Here is a 16034-nt window from a genome sequence, read left to right on the forward strand (position 1 = left end):
TCACATATCCGCAGAAGCGATGATAAAACCGGAATCCGGGCCGTACTTTCAGGCTAATAACCCGAGTTTCCATAAAAAAGGACCACATTCCGTTTGATGAATGTGGTCCGTATTACAGTCTGACAGATAAAGCACTGAGAAGTTAAAAAATCAGCTTCTGCATTAATTATCCGGTGCTCCCGGATACCCGGTGTATCACTGTCCTCCTGTTTTATTTATCATTCAGCCTTCCAGCTGTCGAATTCGATCCCGTCAGCCGAGAAGATGAAATAAAGATCCGTTGTGCCGTTAAGCTCGCCGAATACTGCTGCTTCAACCTCCTGCATTTCACTGCCGGCAGGTACTTCGATGTAAGCCACTGCATCACCTGTCTGCTTTGTGCAAACCTTGATAACACCGCCGCTCTTCGATCTTACCTTCGCTGTTATCGCAGATGCGCCCTTGTCGAACTTAACATTAGCAACCTTTGTCCAGTCGCCCTTGTTTACGTCTGTTATGTATGTATCACCAAGTCCGCCGATCTGGATTCCTGCCTGGTTCTGCATTGTTTCAGCCTGTACTGTTTCATAAGGATTGAGTGTGCCGATCGCACTTGTGCCCTTCATATCGCCCTTACATGTAAACTTTCCGCCGCTGAACTGAGCTTCGTTTATATGTGTCGAACGGTAGTTACCTTCACCGTTGTTTGCTCTGCCGTCCTTTTCGTAGAACTTGTATCCGTTTGCCTTCTGCATTCTGATCACCTGCTGGCGTGCATGGTAAGCTACGTAATACTTGTCCTTGAACTTAATGATCGAGTGATGGTTGTTACCGCCGCCATCGATTCTCTGTGAACCTGTATTTGCAAATACCATACCGGCAAAGTTGCTCTTGCTCCATTTAAGCGGATCTTTTGAAGTCATATAGCAGATATCCGCACTGCCGAACGAAACGCCGTTGATCTTTGCACCTGCCGGTACGTTCCAGTTAGAACAGTATGAATAATACCATGTATCGTCAACCTTGATAACGCTTGAATCTTCAAAGAGATAAGGAATATCCATCTTTACAGGGTTGCCTGCAAGTGATACCTTGTTTTCCTGAAGGTTTACCTTTACAACTCGTCCTGTACCAGGGCTGTCTGCAGGAATACCGCTCTTTCTGCCGCCGCCGAAGAAGAGATAACATTCATCAGTCTTTTCATCGTAGTATACGCCAGGGTCAAACATCCACTCAACATCTGAGCAGTTAGGCGAATTATGTGAAAGAAGTGCGCCGCCGATTGGATCCTTCCACGGACCTGTAGGACTGTCGGACATAACTACACCAATACCGCCGCCGCTGTTTGCGAAGAAGAGATAGAACTTCGGCTTGCCGTTGAACATCTTGCAGCATGCATCAGGAGCCCATGCGGCAAATGCCCATGAAGCAACGCCGTTCTTTGTTCTGCCGTTTCTTGCTGCGATAGGCATAGGACCGTGGTCAGTCCAGTTGATCATATCGGAAGTTGATACACAGTTGATCGTACCTGAGTCGTATGTATTTATTCTCATTCTTCCGTCGTTGAGATATTCGAACGCATCGTTTGTTGTGTAGAGATAGAGCCTGTCATTGTATACGAGCCAGCCCGGGTCAGCACCGAATCGCTGTGTTGTAAGCGGATTGTTCTCTCCGTCATACTTCCAGCTCTTCGCAAGGTTGATTCCTGAGAACATTGAACTGAATTTCTGCTTGTCACTGTCGCTTATTGTCGGTCCCGGAGGTGTGTTTACCGGGAATTCATCAAGTGTTCCGAGAAGATACTTCTGCACGTAGAGAGCATCTTCAGCATCCGTTGTTCTGCTCTGGTCAACGTCAGCGTTCTTCTTCGCACCCGGTGTTTTCCATCCGCTGAGTACTCCTGACTTAAGGAGAAGAAGATCCTGTACTGATATTCTTTTGTCCCCGTCAAGGTCACCGCGTACGTCTGATACAGGCAGCGGTTCAATACCCTTTGGTCCTTCTATTACCGTTCCTGCCTTTGCGATGACAACTTCGTCCACCGTAAAGTCGCAGGTGGTGTCTGTTGACTCAAAAACAAGTACGAGGTTTTCAGCTCCTTCCGGGATCTTATAATTCGAATTGCTGAGCATTATATAGTTTCCGGCTGCTGTGGAGCTTTGAGCCACCTTATCATATGTTGTCTCTCCGCCGGCATCATACTGAAGGGTGATCTTGAATTCAGTATCTTCCGCCCCCTTAAACGCTGCTCCAATGGCGTATTCGCTTCCCGCACTGACTGTCGCTGAGTCAAGTGCAAGCTGAGCACCATTCCACTTTGCCTCACGGCCTGTTACACTGAGTGCACCGTTTCCTTTAAATGCATCAGTCGATGACGAAACCGAAGCAGCTCCTCGTCCGGTGAAATCACCCACTCCGTTTTCCATGTCGTAATGATAATAATAATCTGTTTCATCTGCTGAGAGTCCCGAAAATGAGGTCTCTGGCAGATATGCCGCCATGCCTGCCGACATGACAAGTGCAGTAAGGCCTGCACTGAGTTTCTTTACATGCATACACAATCCTCCTGTAAAAAATCCAAACCCTGGTTTTTACATGTCTGTTATACTCAAAGCGATCAGAACTATTCTGATAAACAGATATGCAAAACCATAAACGCAAAATCAAAAATGCGTTTTCACAATCCATCGTGTAAACAGCCGGTAAGTGCACAGCGACTTTCCGCATATCCGGCTGTTACACTATAATTATAGCACTAACGCCGGATATCTTCAACAGTTCAAAAAAAATAACGGACCATATCCGAAGATATGATCCGTGTATTTTATGATCTTAGGGATCAGTTATTCATTTATCAGCTGAACTGCCATGAATCAAATTCAATACCGTCTGCTGAGAAGATGAAGTAAAGATCTGTTGTACCGTTAAGGTCGCCGAATACTGCTGCTTCAACTTCCTGAACGTTGCCTGCAGGTACATCGATGTAAGCTACTGCTTCACCTGTCTGCTTTGTGCAAACCTTGATGCATCCGCCGCTCTTTGAACCTACTTTTGCTGTAATCTTTGTAGGAGCCTGACCAAACTTAACGTTTGTAAGGCTGATCCAGTCGCCCTTGTTTACGTCTGTAACAACTGTGTCGCCTACACCGCGAACGTTGATGCCGCCGTTGTTGTTCATTGTTTCAGCCTGAACAAGCTTGAACGGATCAAGTGTATCAACCGGGCTTACACCCTTCTGTGAACCGCTGCATGTGATCTTGCCGTTGCTTAAAGTTGCCTTGTCGATACAAGGTGATCTGTAGTTAAGACCCTTTCCGCCGTTTACGCCCATACGCATTTCAAGCTGACGTGAGTGATAAAGTACATAGTAGCTGCCCTTGAATTCGATGATTGAGTGGTGGTTGTTACCGCCGTTGTCAAGTCTCTGAGTACCTGTGTTCTTGAATACAACACCCTGGTACTTGTATCCGCCCAGCGGATTTGTTGATGTCATGTATCCGATATCAGCACTGCTGAATGAGTTACCGTTTACACTTGTGCCGCCCGGAACACTCCAGTTGTGGCAGAATGAATAATACCATGTGTTGCCGATCTTGATCATGCTTGAGTCTTCGAAGAGGTACGGTGTACCCGGATCGAATGGTGTGCCCTTGATTGAGATCATGTCATCGCCAAGCTGAACGATACGTCCCTGCTTAGTCTGAGCTGCCTGTCCCTGAGGAACACCGCCGCCGTATGCCATGATTGCTGTATTTGTTTCAGGATCGTAGTAAACGCCCGGGTCGAAGAGCCATGTTACGTTACTGTTTGGTGTGCTTCTTGAAATGAGTTCCTTGCCGATAGGATCCTTTACATTCTTTGTGAATGTCGGATCATCAGCTGTGATAACACCGATACCTGAACCGTTGTTTGCAAAGTAGAGGAAGAACTTGTCCTGTCCGTTGATCTTCTTCCATGCAGCATCAGGAGCCCATGCGTTGTTTGCCCATTTTGCAATAGGAGTTCCGTTTACTCTTGTCTTTGCTACAGGAATTCCGCCGTGGTCAGTCCAGTTTACAAGGTCTGCTGTTGATAAGCAGTTGATGTAACCTGAAGAATAGTCATTTTCGATCATCTGATTATTCCTGTATGCGAACTGATCGGCTGTTGTGTAAACGTAAAGTCTGCCGTCATATACGAGCCAGCCCGGGTCAGCACCGAAACGCTGTGTATAAAGCGGATTGTTTTCGCCGTCCTTCTTGTTTGACTTAGTGAGGTTAAGTCCTGAGAACTGCTGTGCAAACTTAGCGAGATCTGCTTCGCTTACTTTAGGACCAGCAGGCTTGTTTTCAGGGAATTCAGTGATTTTGCCGAGGAGATAATCACGTACATACTGAGCGTCAGCTGCGTTTATCTCTCTGCTCTGGTCAACGTCTGCATTCTTCTTTTCTGAATCTGTTCTCCAGCCGTTAAGAATACCGTTCTTGAGAACTGAAAGGTCAGCGACAGTGATTCTTTCGTCTCCGTCAAGGTCGCCTCTTACTGAAGACTGTGTAACAGGCTTCTGTCCCTCAGGACCGTCAACCTTTGTGCCGGCCTTAGCCATGATAACTTCGTCGATGCTGAAGTCACATAATGAATCAGTTGTTTCAAATACAAGTGTAAGATCTGAAGCGCCAGCCGGGATCTTGTAGTTTGAGTTTGAAAGCATTACCCAGCTTCCTGCTGCTGTAGCAGCTGATGCAACTTCATCGTACTTTGTTTCTGTTCCGTCATTGTACTGAAGTGTCATCTTGAAGGTAGCGTCTTCCTTACCCTTGTAAGCTGCAGCGAATGAATATTCTTCGCCTGCCTTGAATGTTGTATAGTCAAGAGGAATCTGGATACCGTTCCACTCAGCTGTACGTCCTGAAGCTGAAAGGCCCTTGCTTCCCTTGTAGAAATCGCCTGAACCCTCTACTGTATTACTGCCTCTTGCGCTGAAGTCAGAAACTCCGTTTTCCATATCGTAGTGATAGTAGTAACCGTTTGAATCCGCGGTCTTCGGGGAAGGAGGAGTAACAGGAGTATCTCCGCCGTACGGCTGCTGATTTTCAGGAGATACCATCTGCATAAGTGCATTGTAAGCTGCCTTTGGCTGATTGTTTGTATTGTGGAGAAGCGGAGCATTTTCCGTCTTGATCCATGTATTAGCGTCATTCGGACCCCATATACAAACTGCAGTAACCTTACCCTTGTACTTTCCGCTTGTATTGCAGTTGATAGCCGCCTGGAATACATCCTTATACTTGTTTGCCTGATCGGTTTCTGAATACTTTCCGTTTTCACGGCTGATATCAAGTTCTGTTACCTGTACGTCACAGCCGATCTCAAGGAACTTCTGCATTGCAGTAGTATAAGCCTGTGTACCTGAGAAACCGTTTCTGTCAGCATTGATGTGACTCTGCATTCCGATACCATCAAGAACGCCCTTGCTGTAGAGGTTCTTACATGTGCTTATAATGCAGTCACGCTTGTGATCCCAGTATTCATTATAGTCGTTGTAGTAAAGCTTACATGTTGAAGGTGCATACTTTCTTGCGTATGTAAATGCCTTTTCCATGAAAGCGTTGCTTCCGTAAACCTGTACCCAAGGTGACTTACCGTTTCCGTAGCCCGGCTCACGAGCACCGCCGTTGTTCTTTGTACGGTCCGCGTTATCTGAGATACATTCGTTACATACGTCGTATGCATAAAGGTTAAGTGTAGGATACTGCTTCTGGAACGCTGCGAACAGGTTCTTGATGTAGCTTTCCATACGCTGATCCATTGTTGAGGAGTTTACCCATGCACCGCTGTCGTTGAATCCTTCCTTGAAGAACCACTGTGGTGTCTGGCTGTGCCATACAAGAGTATGACCTCTTACCGGTATATTGTTCTTAACAGCGAAGTCCATGATGCTTGCGCAGCTGTTAAGTGAAACGTTGATGTTTGTATTTGAACTGCCGTTCTTTACGAGCGTTGCATCAGGCTTTGTTTCGTTTTCACATTCAAGACTGTTGTAGTTCTGAAGGATCATTCCTGTGATGCCGCTGTTTCTTACTGTACCGCCGTTAAGAATGTTACCTACACGGAAGTACTTTCCGTATACGTCCTTAAGGCCGCTGGCAGCATAAACCTTGCCGTCATTGTACTTTTTACCTGAAACTGTGAAATCATCGAACTTGAAGTCGCAGGTACTGTCTGTTGTGATCTTAACAACGAACTCAGTAGCACCTTCAGGAGCTGTGAAGCTTCCGCCTACTTCTGTCCATTCACCTGATGATACAGATGATTCTGCGATTGTGGCAGTTTCCCATGTTGTTTCATCTGAAAGAAGGTATGAAAGTGTGATCTTAAAGTTTTCGTCTGAACCGCTGTCGTGCTTAACGAATACTTTATAATCGTACTTTCTGCCGCCCCAGAGATAGAAGCCCTTTGCTGAGCTTACACCGTCTTCCGGAGAAAGACGATCTGTAACAGCCATGCTTCGTGTACCGCCGTGAGTGTCCTCCCAGTCAGGCTCGAGCTTGACCTGCTCACCCATGTTGCACCAGCCTTCGTAGGTGACATCAAAATCATTTGCTACGTAAACGGCATCTGCTGAAACCTGCGGAAACGAAGTTTCAGGAAAGAACCCGAACGTACCGGCTGACATGATGACTGCCGTAACTGCTGCACTAAACTTTTTTACGTTCATACATTATCCTCCCACTTAAATTTTGTGCGGTCTGTTTATACGCCTGCGGAATATCCGGACCGTTTCTGCACGGTCAGCGTATGACCTCAAATCGTAATGAAAATAGAATTTTGTTTTTTTCTCTGTCTGTGTATTCACGATTTGAATTATATAATATTGACAACCGCCGGGAACATCATAAAACTGAAACAGTATTTTTAAATCAGTACTCATCGGGGGATTAATTTGTACACTTATTAGAACGTACAAATTTGAATCTGATTTGTATTTTTCAAAAATATGCACAATTTTTCATGACATTCTCCTTGATTATATTTCAATTCTACCATGAGGATATATACTTTTTCAACCCATATTCTGAATATTTAGTGGAGAAAACTCACATGTACTATTATATTAAGTACAAATCGGGACCAACTTGTTTCGGTTAAAATTTTATTATTTTCAGCAAAAAAAAGATATATAAACTGCAGGATTAATTATACAATATAGATAACATGCAATGGCGGATTCTGCCCTGCATTTTTTCACAATTGTTTATCATTTATATTCATAATCAATAATCTTAAGGAGGTTTTTTAAATTGTTAAAGTTCCATAAAAAGACTTTATCAATCGTTCTTGTCGGCATGCTGGCAGCCGGAACTCTCGGTACTGTCGCTGCTGTCGCAGGCGGCGACATCAACAGTGACGGAAAGGTTGATGCAAGCGACGCAAGAGCAATCATCGAATACTTCACCGGAAAGTCAGCGAACGCAAACAACACTGACGCCAACGGTGACGGCAAGGTCAATGTAGCCGATGTATGTACAGTAAAGAACAATGTTCTTAACGGCAAATCAAGTGTCGTTCAGCCGGGCAGTATTCCTGATTTCGGTACAGCAATGCATGCAAACGCCACAATGGTATCCGACTTCCGTACAGGCAAGGCAGGCGACTTCTTCGCATCTGACGGATGGACAAACGGCAAGCCGTTTGACTGCTGGTGGTACAAGCAGAACGCTCAGATCAAGGGCGATCACCTTGAACTTTCAGTTGACAAGAAGTGGACAAACGACAGCAACCCTGACTGGAACCCTGCTTACTCAGGCGGTGAATTCCGTACAAACGAATTCTACGGCTACGGTTACTACGAAACATCCATGAAGGCTATCAAGAACGACGGTGTTGTTTCTTCATTCTTCACTTACACAGGTCCTTCTGACGACAATCCTTGGGATGAGATCGATATCGAAGTTCTCGGCAAGGACACAACAAAGGTTCAGCTCAACTACTATACAAACGGCACAGGCAATCACGAAAAGATGATCGACCTCGGCTTCGATGCTTCTGAAGGTTATCACACTTACGGATTTGACTGGCAGCCTGGTAAGATCACATGGTACGTTGACGGCAAGAAGGTTCATGAAGCTACACAGAACATTCCTGTAACACCGGGCAAGATCATGATGAACGCATGGCCTGGCAAGACTGTTGATGACTGGCTCAAGGCTTACAACGGCAATACCCCTCTTACAGCTTACTATCAGTGGGTAACTTACGAAAAGTCAGCAAATGCGCAGAATCCTCAGCCTACTGTTCAGCCTACAGTTCAGCCAACAACCCAGCCTACCCAGAACAACGGTTCACTCAAGGACTACGGCACACCAATGGATACTTCAGCTACAATGATATCTGATTTCCGCACAGGCAAGGCAGGCGACTTCTTTGCTTCTGACGGATGGACAAACGGCAAGCCTTTCGACTGCTGGTGGTACAAGCAGAACGCTCAGATCAAGGGCGATCACCTTGAACTTTCAGTTGACAAGAAGTGGACAAACGACAGCAACCCTGACTGGAACCCTGCTTACTCAGGCGGCGAATTCCGTACAAACGAATTCTACGGCTACGGTTACTACGAAACATCTATGCAGGCTATCAAGAATGACGGTGTTGTTTCTTCATTCTTCACCTACACAGGTCCTTCTGATGACAACCCTTGGGATGAGATCGACATTGAAGTTCTCGGCAAGGACACAACAAAGGTACAGCTCAACTACTATACAAACGGCACAGGCAATCACGAAAAGATGATTGACCTCGGCTTCGATGCTTCTGAAGGTTATCACACTTACGGATTTGACTGGCAGCCTGGTAAGATCACATGGTACGTTGACGGCAAGAAGGTTCATGAAGCTGCACAGAACATTCCTGTAACACCGGGCAAGATCATGATGAACGCATGGCCTGGCAAGACTGTTGATGACTGGCTCAAGGCTTTCAACGGCAAAACTCCTCTCACAGCACGTTATCAGTGGGTAACATACAAGAAGAGCGGAAATTCACAGAATCCTAACCAGGGTCAGAATCAGAACCCGAACCAGAACCCTAATCAGGGACAGAATCAGAACCCTAACCAGGGTCAGAGCCAGGGCGGCAAGGGCACATTCAACGCTTCTGCAACAATGGTATCTGATTTCCGTACAGGCAAGGCCGGTGACTTCTTTGCATCTGACGGATGGACAAACGGCAAGCCTTTCGACTGCTGGTGGTACAAGCAGAACGCAGTGATCAACGGCAATCACCTCGAACTCAAGATCGACAAGAAATACGGAAACGACAGCAATCCTGACTGGAACCCTCAGTACTCAGGCGGCGAATTCCGTACAAACAAGTTCTACGGCTACGGCTACTACGAAACTTCAATGAAGGCTATCAAGAATGACGGCGTTGTTTCTTCATTCTTCACTTACACAGGTCCTTCTGACAACAATCCTTGGGATGAGATCGACGTTGAAGTTCTCGGCAAGGACACTACAAAGGTACAGTTCAACTACTATACAAACGGCAAGGGCGACCACGAATACATGTATGATCTCGGCTTCGATGCATCACAGGGATATCATACATACGGATTTGACTGGCAGCCTGGTAAGATCACATGGTACGTTGACGGCAAGAAGGCTTATGAAGCTACACAGAACATTCCTACAACACCTGGCAAGATCATGATGAATGCATGGCCTGGCAAGACTGTAGATGACTGGCTCAAGGCTTTCAACGGAAAAACTCCTCTCACAGCTTACTACGAATGGGTTACTTACAACAAGTAATATACCTGTCGTCAAGCGTTTCTGCCTTCAGTATATCAGCGGGTCTTCCATGCTGATATACTGAGGTATTAATAATAGTAAACGACAAAAAATTCTGCCGTTTGCTTTTCAAAGCCGGAAATCCGGTTTTCAGGGTAAGGATACGGCATAACCCACAGTGAAAGTACTGATCCGCAAAAGATGAAATACTTTCCGAAATCCGTAATTTGTGTAAAGCTAAATGGAAAAATTAATGCACCTTATCATTCCGGACTGAAACGGTAATTTATCCGGAATGTAAAAAACCGGCAGCGTAAAGCCACCGGTCATAAACATAAAAATATTCTATTTTCATAAAAAACAAAAGACAGAAATATATAAACCAAAAAACATTTTTTCCCTTTAAACAGCAGTTCTTTATTCAGAACTGCTGTTTTTATTCTGCATAGCCTCAAGAAGATTATTTCCGAAGAAATTATACTTTTTCTTATACTCATTAGGAGTTATTCCCTTGTATTTTTTAAAAACCTTGATGAAATAGCTCTGCGTACTGAAATTCAGTATATTGCTTATCTCAAGTATCGAGCTGCCTGAATATCTGATCATATCAGCTGCGACCTCGACCTTTTTTATAGTAACATATTCGCTGAAAGTAACCCCGAGTTCCGACTTGAAAAGTCTTGAGAAATACGGAAGGCTCAGATTCAGGTAGTCAACAACATCCTGCATTTTTATCTTGTCATGAAGATGCTCGCTGATATAGTCGATGGCCCTGATGACCTGCTTGGAATACACTCTTGTATTTCTGACATTTCTCATTCGTTTTGTGAAGCTTATTATCATCTGGTCATGCATTTCATGAACTTCTTTTTCAGTGTTGCACGTATCCGCCTTCATGATGTAGACATCACTTAAATTATAGGCTTCCTCAGGTGTCATACCGCTGCTTATGCAGAACCTTGTGATCATTGCAACAGAAACAACAAAGTGGTATTTGAGATTTCTTAAAGGATCCTTTGACAGATTTCCGTATCCTCCGCTGCACAAAGGTGTAGCAAGAAGCTTTACCTTTTCAATATCCCCTGTGCAGATACTTTCATAAAAAGCAATTTCCCTGTCGAATGAAGCGTGCTCAAAATTCTCTTCTCTCTGAGTAAAAAGGTGTTCGAAAAGCTTTCTGTTAGTCGAGTTATCATCGGCGGAATTATTGCTGTTCATAGTATCACTCCCTTTCGGTGCATAGCTTTTAATATTTATTATATAATAACAGAACAATTTTTTCAATATAACCGAAGCTAATTTCGTCAATATTATCAATAAAATCTGTTTTTAAAAAAGAAATGTTAATAAATTAATATACAGGCACATATTAATGATATACTTTTTACGTTCTCTGATATATAATAAACACTGAAAGTAAAACAGGTCAACGATAAGAAAACACGTATAATATCTCATCATATACTATCTCAGGAGTTGATAACATGGCTAAAGTAAAAAAACTTGAAGGATTCATGAAAGGGATCAACCTCGGCGGCTGGATCTCACAGGGCGAAAAGGATCCGGAATACATAAAAAACTTTATCACAGAAGACGACATAAAAAGAATAGCTTCATGGAAGGTCGACCATGTCAGACTTCCGGTTGACTTTGACATTATACAGGATGAAAACGAAAATCCTCTCGAACTCGGTCACCAGTGTATTGAGAACTGCATAGCATGGTGCAGAAAGTACGGACTTAATGTTGTTCTTGACATTCACAAGGCTGACGGTTATGTTTTTGACGCATACAAGGGATCAGCATTCTTCAATGATGAAAAGCTTCAGGAAAAATTCTACCGTCTGTGGGATGATCTTGCAAAAAGATACAGCAAGCACAAGGACATGCTCATTCTCGAACTTCTCAACGAAGTAGTTGATCCGAACGTTGCAGAACAGTGGAACGAGATCGCTGCGAAAGCCATAAAGGTAATAAGGGACATATCTCCTGACGTTCGTATCATAGTCGGAGGTGTTGAAAACAACGCCATCACTTCGATAAAACTCCTTGATCCTCCGGCAGACGAAAACATCATCTACACCTTCCACTGCTATGAACCGCTTATCTACACTCACCAGGGAGCACACTGGATCGATACAATGGACGTTAATTTCCGCATCGCATACCCTGCCCCGTTTAACGAATATCTGAAGCACTCAAAGGAACAGCTCGGTGAAAAGGCCGGCTTCCTCTTTAACGAAAAGTTCGGTTTCACCGAAATAGGGCCGGACTTCTTCGAAAAGCTCTTTAAGGAAGCAATAGACATCGCTGCCGAAAGAAACGTTACTCTCTACTGCGGTGAATACGGAGTTATCGACCGTGCTGATCCTAAGGAATCGATCAAATGGTACCGCGACATTCAGTCCGTATTTGAAAAATACGGTATAGGACGTGCTGCCTGGACATACAAGGAAAAGGATTTCGGTCTGATCGGATCTGCCTATGACGAGATCAGGGACGAAATAATTGCCCTTCTTTAATCAGTATTCCCATATTTGACGGATTTTCACTTACTGCCGGAAACGTACTGTGTTTCCGGCAGTATTTTTATAAAAAATTATTCTTTTTACTGGGATAAATGTATTGAAATATTATTAAAAACTTGCTATAATAGTAGTAAGTTTAAATTTCACGATGAGGTATAGAGATGGCAAGAATTATTTCAGTTATTACTCAGAAAGGCGGAGTCGGCAAGACTACCACAGTTAACGCGCTTGCAGCTACTTTAAATAAATTGGGAAGGCGAGTCCTCGCCATAGATATGGATCCTCAGGGCAATCTCTCGTTCAGTCTCGGTGCCGAGACCGAAGATGTACGTACCATTTACGACGTTATCCGGAAAGAGATGAACGCTCTCGACTGCATACAGCGCTGCAATACATCTGACGTTATACCATCTGACATCCTTCTGAGCTCCATCGAACTGGACTATACCGGAAAAAACAGAGAATTCCTTTTAAGAGAAGCTCTCGGAGACGTAAAAAAATCTTTACGACTACATTCTCATCGATTCACCTCCGAGTCTCGGTGTTCTGACAGTAAATGCGCTTGCTGCCAGCAAATACGTTATTATGCCTATGCTTCCTGACATCTTCAGTCTTCAGGGCATTGCAAAGGTATATGACGTCATTGAGCACGTAAGGCTTTCATGTAACCCGAAACTTGAAATAGGCGGAGTTCTCGTTAACCGTTACAACAGACGTTCCAAACTCCATAAAGAAGTAATGGGAACCGCTCAGCTCGTTTCAAGAAAGCTGAGTATTCCTGTTTTCAGAACAGCCATCAGAAACAGTCCCGCAATATCAGAAGCACAGTCGCTCCAGTGCGATATCACAGAATACAACAGAAGAGTAGCAGCAATAAGAGATTTTAAGGCACTTACAGAAGAATTGATCGAACGAGGCATTCTATAATTCAGACGGAGGCAGTTATGACAAATACAAGGAGAACAAAAAGAAATATAAACAAGGAACTGATGTTCAGTAAGATAATGCCTACCTACTCAACAGGTACTTATAACGAATACTATCAGAACGGCACCGAAGCCAGAGGACCGAGAGGCAGTGAGCCTGATACATTCAAAATACGCGAAAAGGTTCTTGACGCCCTGAAGGACAGAGTTCCGATGCAGGATGATGACTTTGATATGCCGCCGGTAAAGAATTCCTCTTCTGATTTTTCAGGCGAATCATACCGTCAGGCTTACCAGAATTATCATCAGAACAGTGATCGTTTTGAACAGGCACAGCAGGTACAGAGCACACGTGTGTTCCCTGTTCAGACACAGCAGACTCCTTCACACATGCAGTATACAAATGATTCATCTGTGAAGACTCCTTCCTATACGCAGTATACACAGAACACTCAGGTTCCTTCTCACATGCAGTATACGCAGGATACAGCTGTTCCGCGTGAAATACGCACTCCTGTTCAGACATCACCTGTCAGTGCAGATGTTCCGCGGTACATCAATATGACCGAGGAAGTTCTTCTCTCAAAGCTGGATGAAATGATAGCAAAATTCAAATGCTGCAGCTGTGAAAAATGCAGACAGCACATAATGCTTCAGGTACTCAACAGTGTGAAACCGGAATATGTTTATAAAAAGCCTTCAGAAGTGAGGGAACTTATAGAAAACAACAACTATGTTGATATAAATCAGCCGATAATAAAAGCGGTGCTTGAAACAAAATCAAATCCGCCGCACAAAAAGTAATCGTAAAAAGTCACAAATACCTTTATGGTTTTTTGTGACTTTTTGGTCTTTAATTCCTATGATTTCTGACGACAAATATAGTGTACGACGATGGTTAGCTATAACTGTGTCTGTATAGAAAAGTGCAACGGATTGCACTATAACGGGGAGGGAAATCCATGGAAATAAACGATACTACCAAGATCAGCTCTTTCTATCCGAAATCTGAAGTCAAAGGTGTAAAGAAGTCTTCTCAGACTTCCTCCGAATCCAGTACCGCTGCAAATGCACAGGAATCCGGTATTTCTGCACTGCAGAAGCAGGACACGTTTGTACGACAGGAAAGTGTTGCACCTACTGACACCGGTATCTACTCAAAAGAGTCAATAACAAAGACCATTGAGGAACTGGAGGATCAGAGGACTCAGGCTTTTGTATCTATGATCGAAAAAATGTTTCAGTCACAGAGCAATTCCGAGTTTCTTTCAGTAGGCGACATCACGAAGAATATCTCTCTTCACTTCAGCACCGAGGATATCGAAGCAGCAAAGGAATCCATCTCTGACGGCGGTTTCTACTCTGTCGATGCTGTAGCAACAAGGATAATGGACATGGCAATGTCACTTGCAGGAGACGATCCTGCAAAAATTTCCGTGATGCGCGATGCAGTTACAAAGGGATTTGGTAAAGCAGCAGAAACCCTTCATCTTAAAGAAGACGATATGCCTGACATTACTAAGGACACCCTTGCAGAGGTAATGAAACGTTTTGACGACTGGGAGGAATCCTACAAAACAACCGAAGAGAATGTCTGACTAAAAGATTATTTCCGGCTCGGGGATTAGCTGTATTTATAACAATACAGCTAATTTTTTGTCCGGACGCAGATAAACACTTTCCCGCTCAGCTTAAATTAGCGGAAACACAAGGAGAATACACATTGGAAATCACATATATTCACGAACCGACTGATCTGCAGTGCGGACAGGCGGTTCTTGCTATGCTTGCAGGAACGACTGTGGATGAGATAATCACATTTCTTGACAACGAACGTGAAACCACTCTGAAGGAAATGAAGAAAGCAGCCGCTCACTACGGACTTGTAATGAGTCCGCACAGGATCGAAGTCCGTGACAGAGCAGAGCTTCCTGAAACATGCATACTCAGTCTTGAAACGCCACGCTGCTGGCACTGGTCGCTCTACTGCAGGGGCGTATTCTATGATCCTGAGCATGGTGTTATGGACAATTTTCCTGAAGCAAACCGAAAGTACTACTGGGAGATAAAACGCAATGAACGATGAACTGACAAAACGAAGATTTGAAGATCTGGCAGACAAGGCGTTCCGAAGCAGTCACTACACTTTTACATCTTTTCTGACCGAGGCTGAGCTTTCCGAATTCTATACTGTAAAGCACCTCTCCCCTTCCTCATACACGATATGGGGCGGCAGAGAAAACGCTGACAGGGTCATGATACGCTTCGGAAACCCTGAAGAGCTTGGCTACACAGAAGAATTCCCTATAAAATGCATTGTCATCGAACCGCTGTCAAAAAAAATTCGCCGAGGAACTGACCCATCGCGACTTTCTTGGATGTCTTATGAATCTCGGTATAAAACGCTCGGAAACAGGCGATATTATTGTAAACGAAAAAGCTGCATACGTCTTCTGCACTGAAAAAATGGCAGAGTACATATGCAGCGAAATAACACGCGTTCGTCATACCGTGGTCTCATGCAGAATAACCGAAGAACTGCCGGAGATCGCCGGAACGTCACCGTCTTCGCTTGAAATACAGGCCGCCTCTGAACGTATTGACGGGGTGATATCTAAGGTTTTCCACATTTCGAGAAGTAATTGTTCAGAACTTTTCCGTGAAAAGAAGATCTTCGTAAACGGAAGGCTCAATGAAAACAGCAGTTATCTTCTCAAGGAAGACGACAAGATATCAGTCCGCGGTTTCGGAAAGTTCATCTTCAAAGGAATAAGCGGAACCACACGTAAAGGAAACAAGATCATTACTGTTGAGAAGTTCTGATCTTCACTTCT

11 protein-coding genes and 2 pseudogenes are annotated in these 16034 nt (G+C 44.2%); 10 read left to right on the forward strand and 3 right to left on the reverse strand.

Annotated elements, in window-relative coordinates; genetic code table 11:
- Positions 1–218: 218 nt before the first annotated feature.
- Positions 219–2534, reverse strand: a complete 2316-nt coding sequence (locus CC97_RS07985; RefSeq protein WP_049962770.1) for a family 43 glycosylhydrolase — start codon at positions 2532–2534, stop codon at positions 219–221.
- Between the two features lie 299 nt (positions 2535–2833).
- Positions 2834–6676 carry an endo-1,4-beta-xylanase gene (locus CC97_RS07990; RefSeq protein WP_044974539.1) on the reverse strand — a complete coding sequence of 1281 codons (3843 nt, stop codon included), beginning with the start codon at positions 6674–6676 and terminating at the stop codon, positions 2834–2836.
- A gap of 628 nt (positions 6677–7304) precedes the next feature.
- Between CC97_RS07990 and CC97_RS20955 the strand changes: the two are divergent.
- Both CC97_RS20955 and CC97_RS19585 read left to right on the forward strand, forming a co-directional pair.
- Positions 7305–8921 (forward strand): annotated as a pseudogene (locus CC97_RS20955) (family 16 glycosylhydrolase); the annotation flags it as partial.
- 243 nt (positions 8922–9164) lie between these two features.
- Positions 9165–9758: pseudogene (locus tag CC97_RS19585) on the forward strand (glycoside hydrolase family 16 protein); the annotation flags it as partial.
- A gap of 405 nt (positions 9759–10163) precedes the next feature.
- Here the strand turns inward: CC97_RS19585 and CC97_RS08010 are convergent.
- Positions 10164–10964: an AraC family transcriptional regulator gene (locus tag CC97_RS08010; protein ID WP_044974540.1), complete on the reverse strand. Its 801-nt coding sequence runs from the start codon at positions 10962–10964 to the stop codon at positions 10164–10166.
- A 266-nt stretch (positions 10965–11230) separates the two neighbouring features.
- On the opposite strand from CC97_RS08010, the gene CC97_RS08015 reads away from it, so the two are divergent.
- The 8 genes from CC97_RS08015 to CC97_RS18770 all read left to right on the forward strand — a co-directional run bounded on the left by CC97_RS08015 (position 11231) and on the right by CC97_RS18770 (position 16023).
- Positions 11231–12268, forward strand: a complete 1038-nt coding sequence (locus tag CC97_RS08015) for a cellulase family glycosylhydrolase (RefSeq protein WP_044974541.1) — start codon at positions 11231–11233, stop codon at positions 12266–12268.
- Positions 12269–12435: 167 nt separating this feature from the next.
- Positions 12436–12876 carry an AAA family ATPase gene (locus tag CC97_RS21300; RefSeq protein ID WP_278245328.1) on the forward strand — a complete coding sequence of 147 codons (441 nt, stop codon included), beginning with the start codon at positions 12436–12438 and terminating at the stop codon, positions 12874–12876.
- On the forward strand, positions 12821–13201 hold the full coding sequence (locus CC97_RS21305; RefSeq protein ID WP_278245352.1) for a ParA family protein: 381 nt from the start codon (positions 12821–12823) through the stop codon (positions 13199–13201). The genes CC97_RS21300 and CC97_RS21305 overlap by 56 nt, the downstream gene beginning before the upstream one ends.
- Before the next feature lie 17 nt (positions 13202–13218).
- On the forward strand, positions 13219–14004 hold the full coding sequence (locus tag CC97_RS18760) for a late competence development ComFB family protein (protein ID WP_049962772.1): 786 nt from the start codon (positions 13219–13221) through the stop codon (positions 14002–14004).
- Between the two features lie 158 nt (positions 14005–14162).
- Positions 14163–14798 (forward strand): hypothetical protein, encoded by a 636-nt coding sequence (locus tag CC97_RS18765; protein ID WP_049962773.1) that lies wholly within the window; start codon positions 14163–14165, stop codon positions 14796–14798.
- 125 nt (positions 14799–14923) lie between these two features.
- Positions 14924–15286, forward strand: a complete 363-nt coding sequence (locus CC97_RS08035) for a hypothetical protein (RefSeq protein ID WP_242848157.1) — start codon at positions 14924–14926, stop codon at positions 15284–15286.
- A complete protein-coding gene (locus tag CC97_RS20960; protein WP_156036833.1) occupies positions 15276–15662 on the forward strand; it encodes a hypothetical protein in 387 nt (128 codons plus the stop codon). Before CC97_RS08035 ends, CC97_RS20960 begins: the two co-directional genes overlap by 11 nt.
- Entirely contained in the window at positions 15586–16023 is a 438-nt protein-coding gene (locus CC97_RS18770; protein WP_049962774.1) for a YlmH/Sll1252 family protein, read from the forward strand. Before CC97_RS20960 ends, CC97_RS18770 begins: the two co-directional genes overlap by 77 nt.
- Positions 16024–16034: the final 11 nt, after the last annotated feature.

Source organism: Ruminococcus sp. HUN007 (assembly GCF_000712055.1).
Taxonomy (GTDB): domain Bacteria; phylum Bacillota; class Clostridia; order Oscillospirales; family Ruminococcaceae; genus HUN007.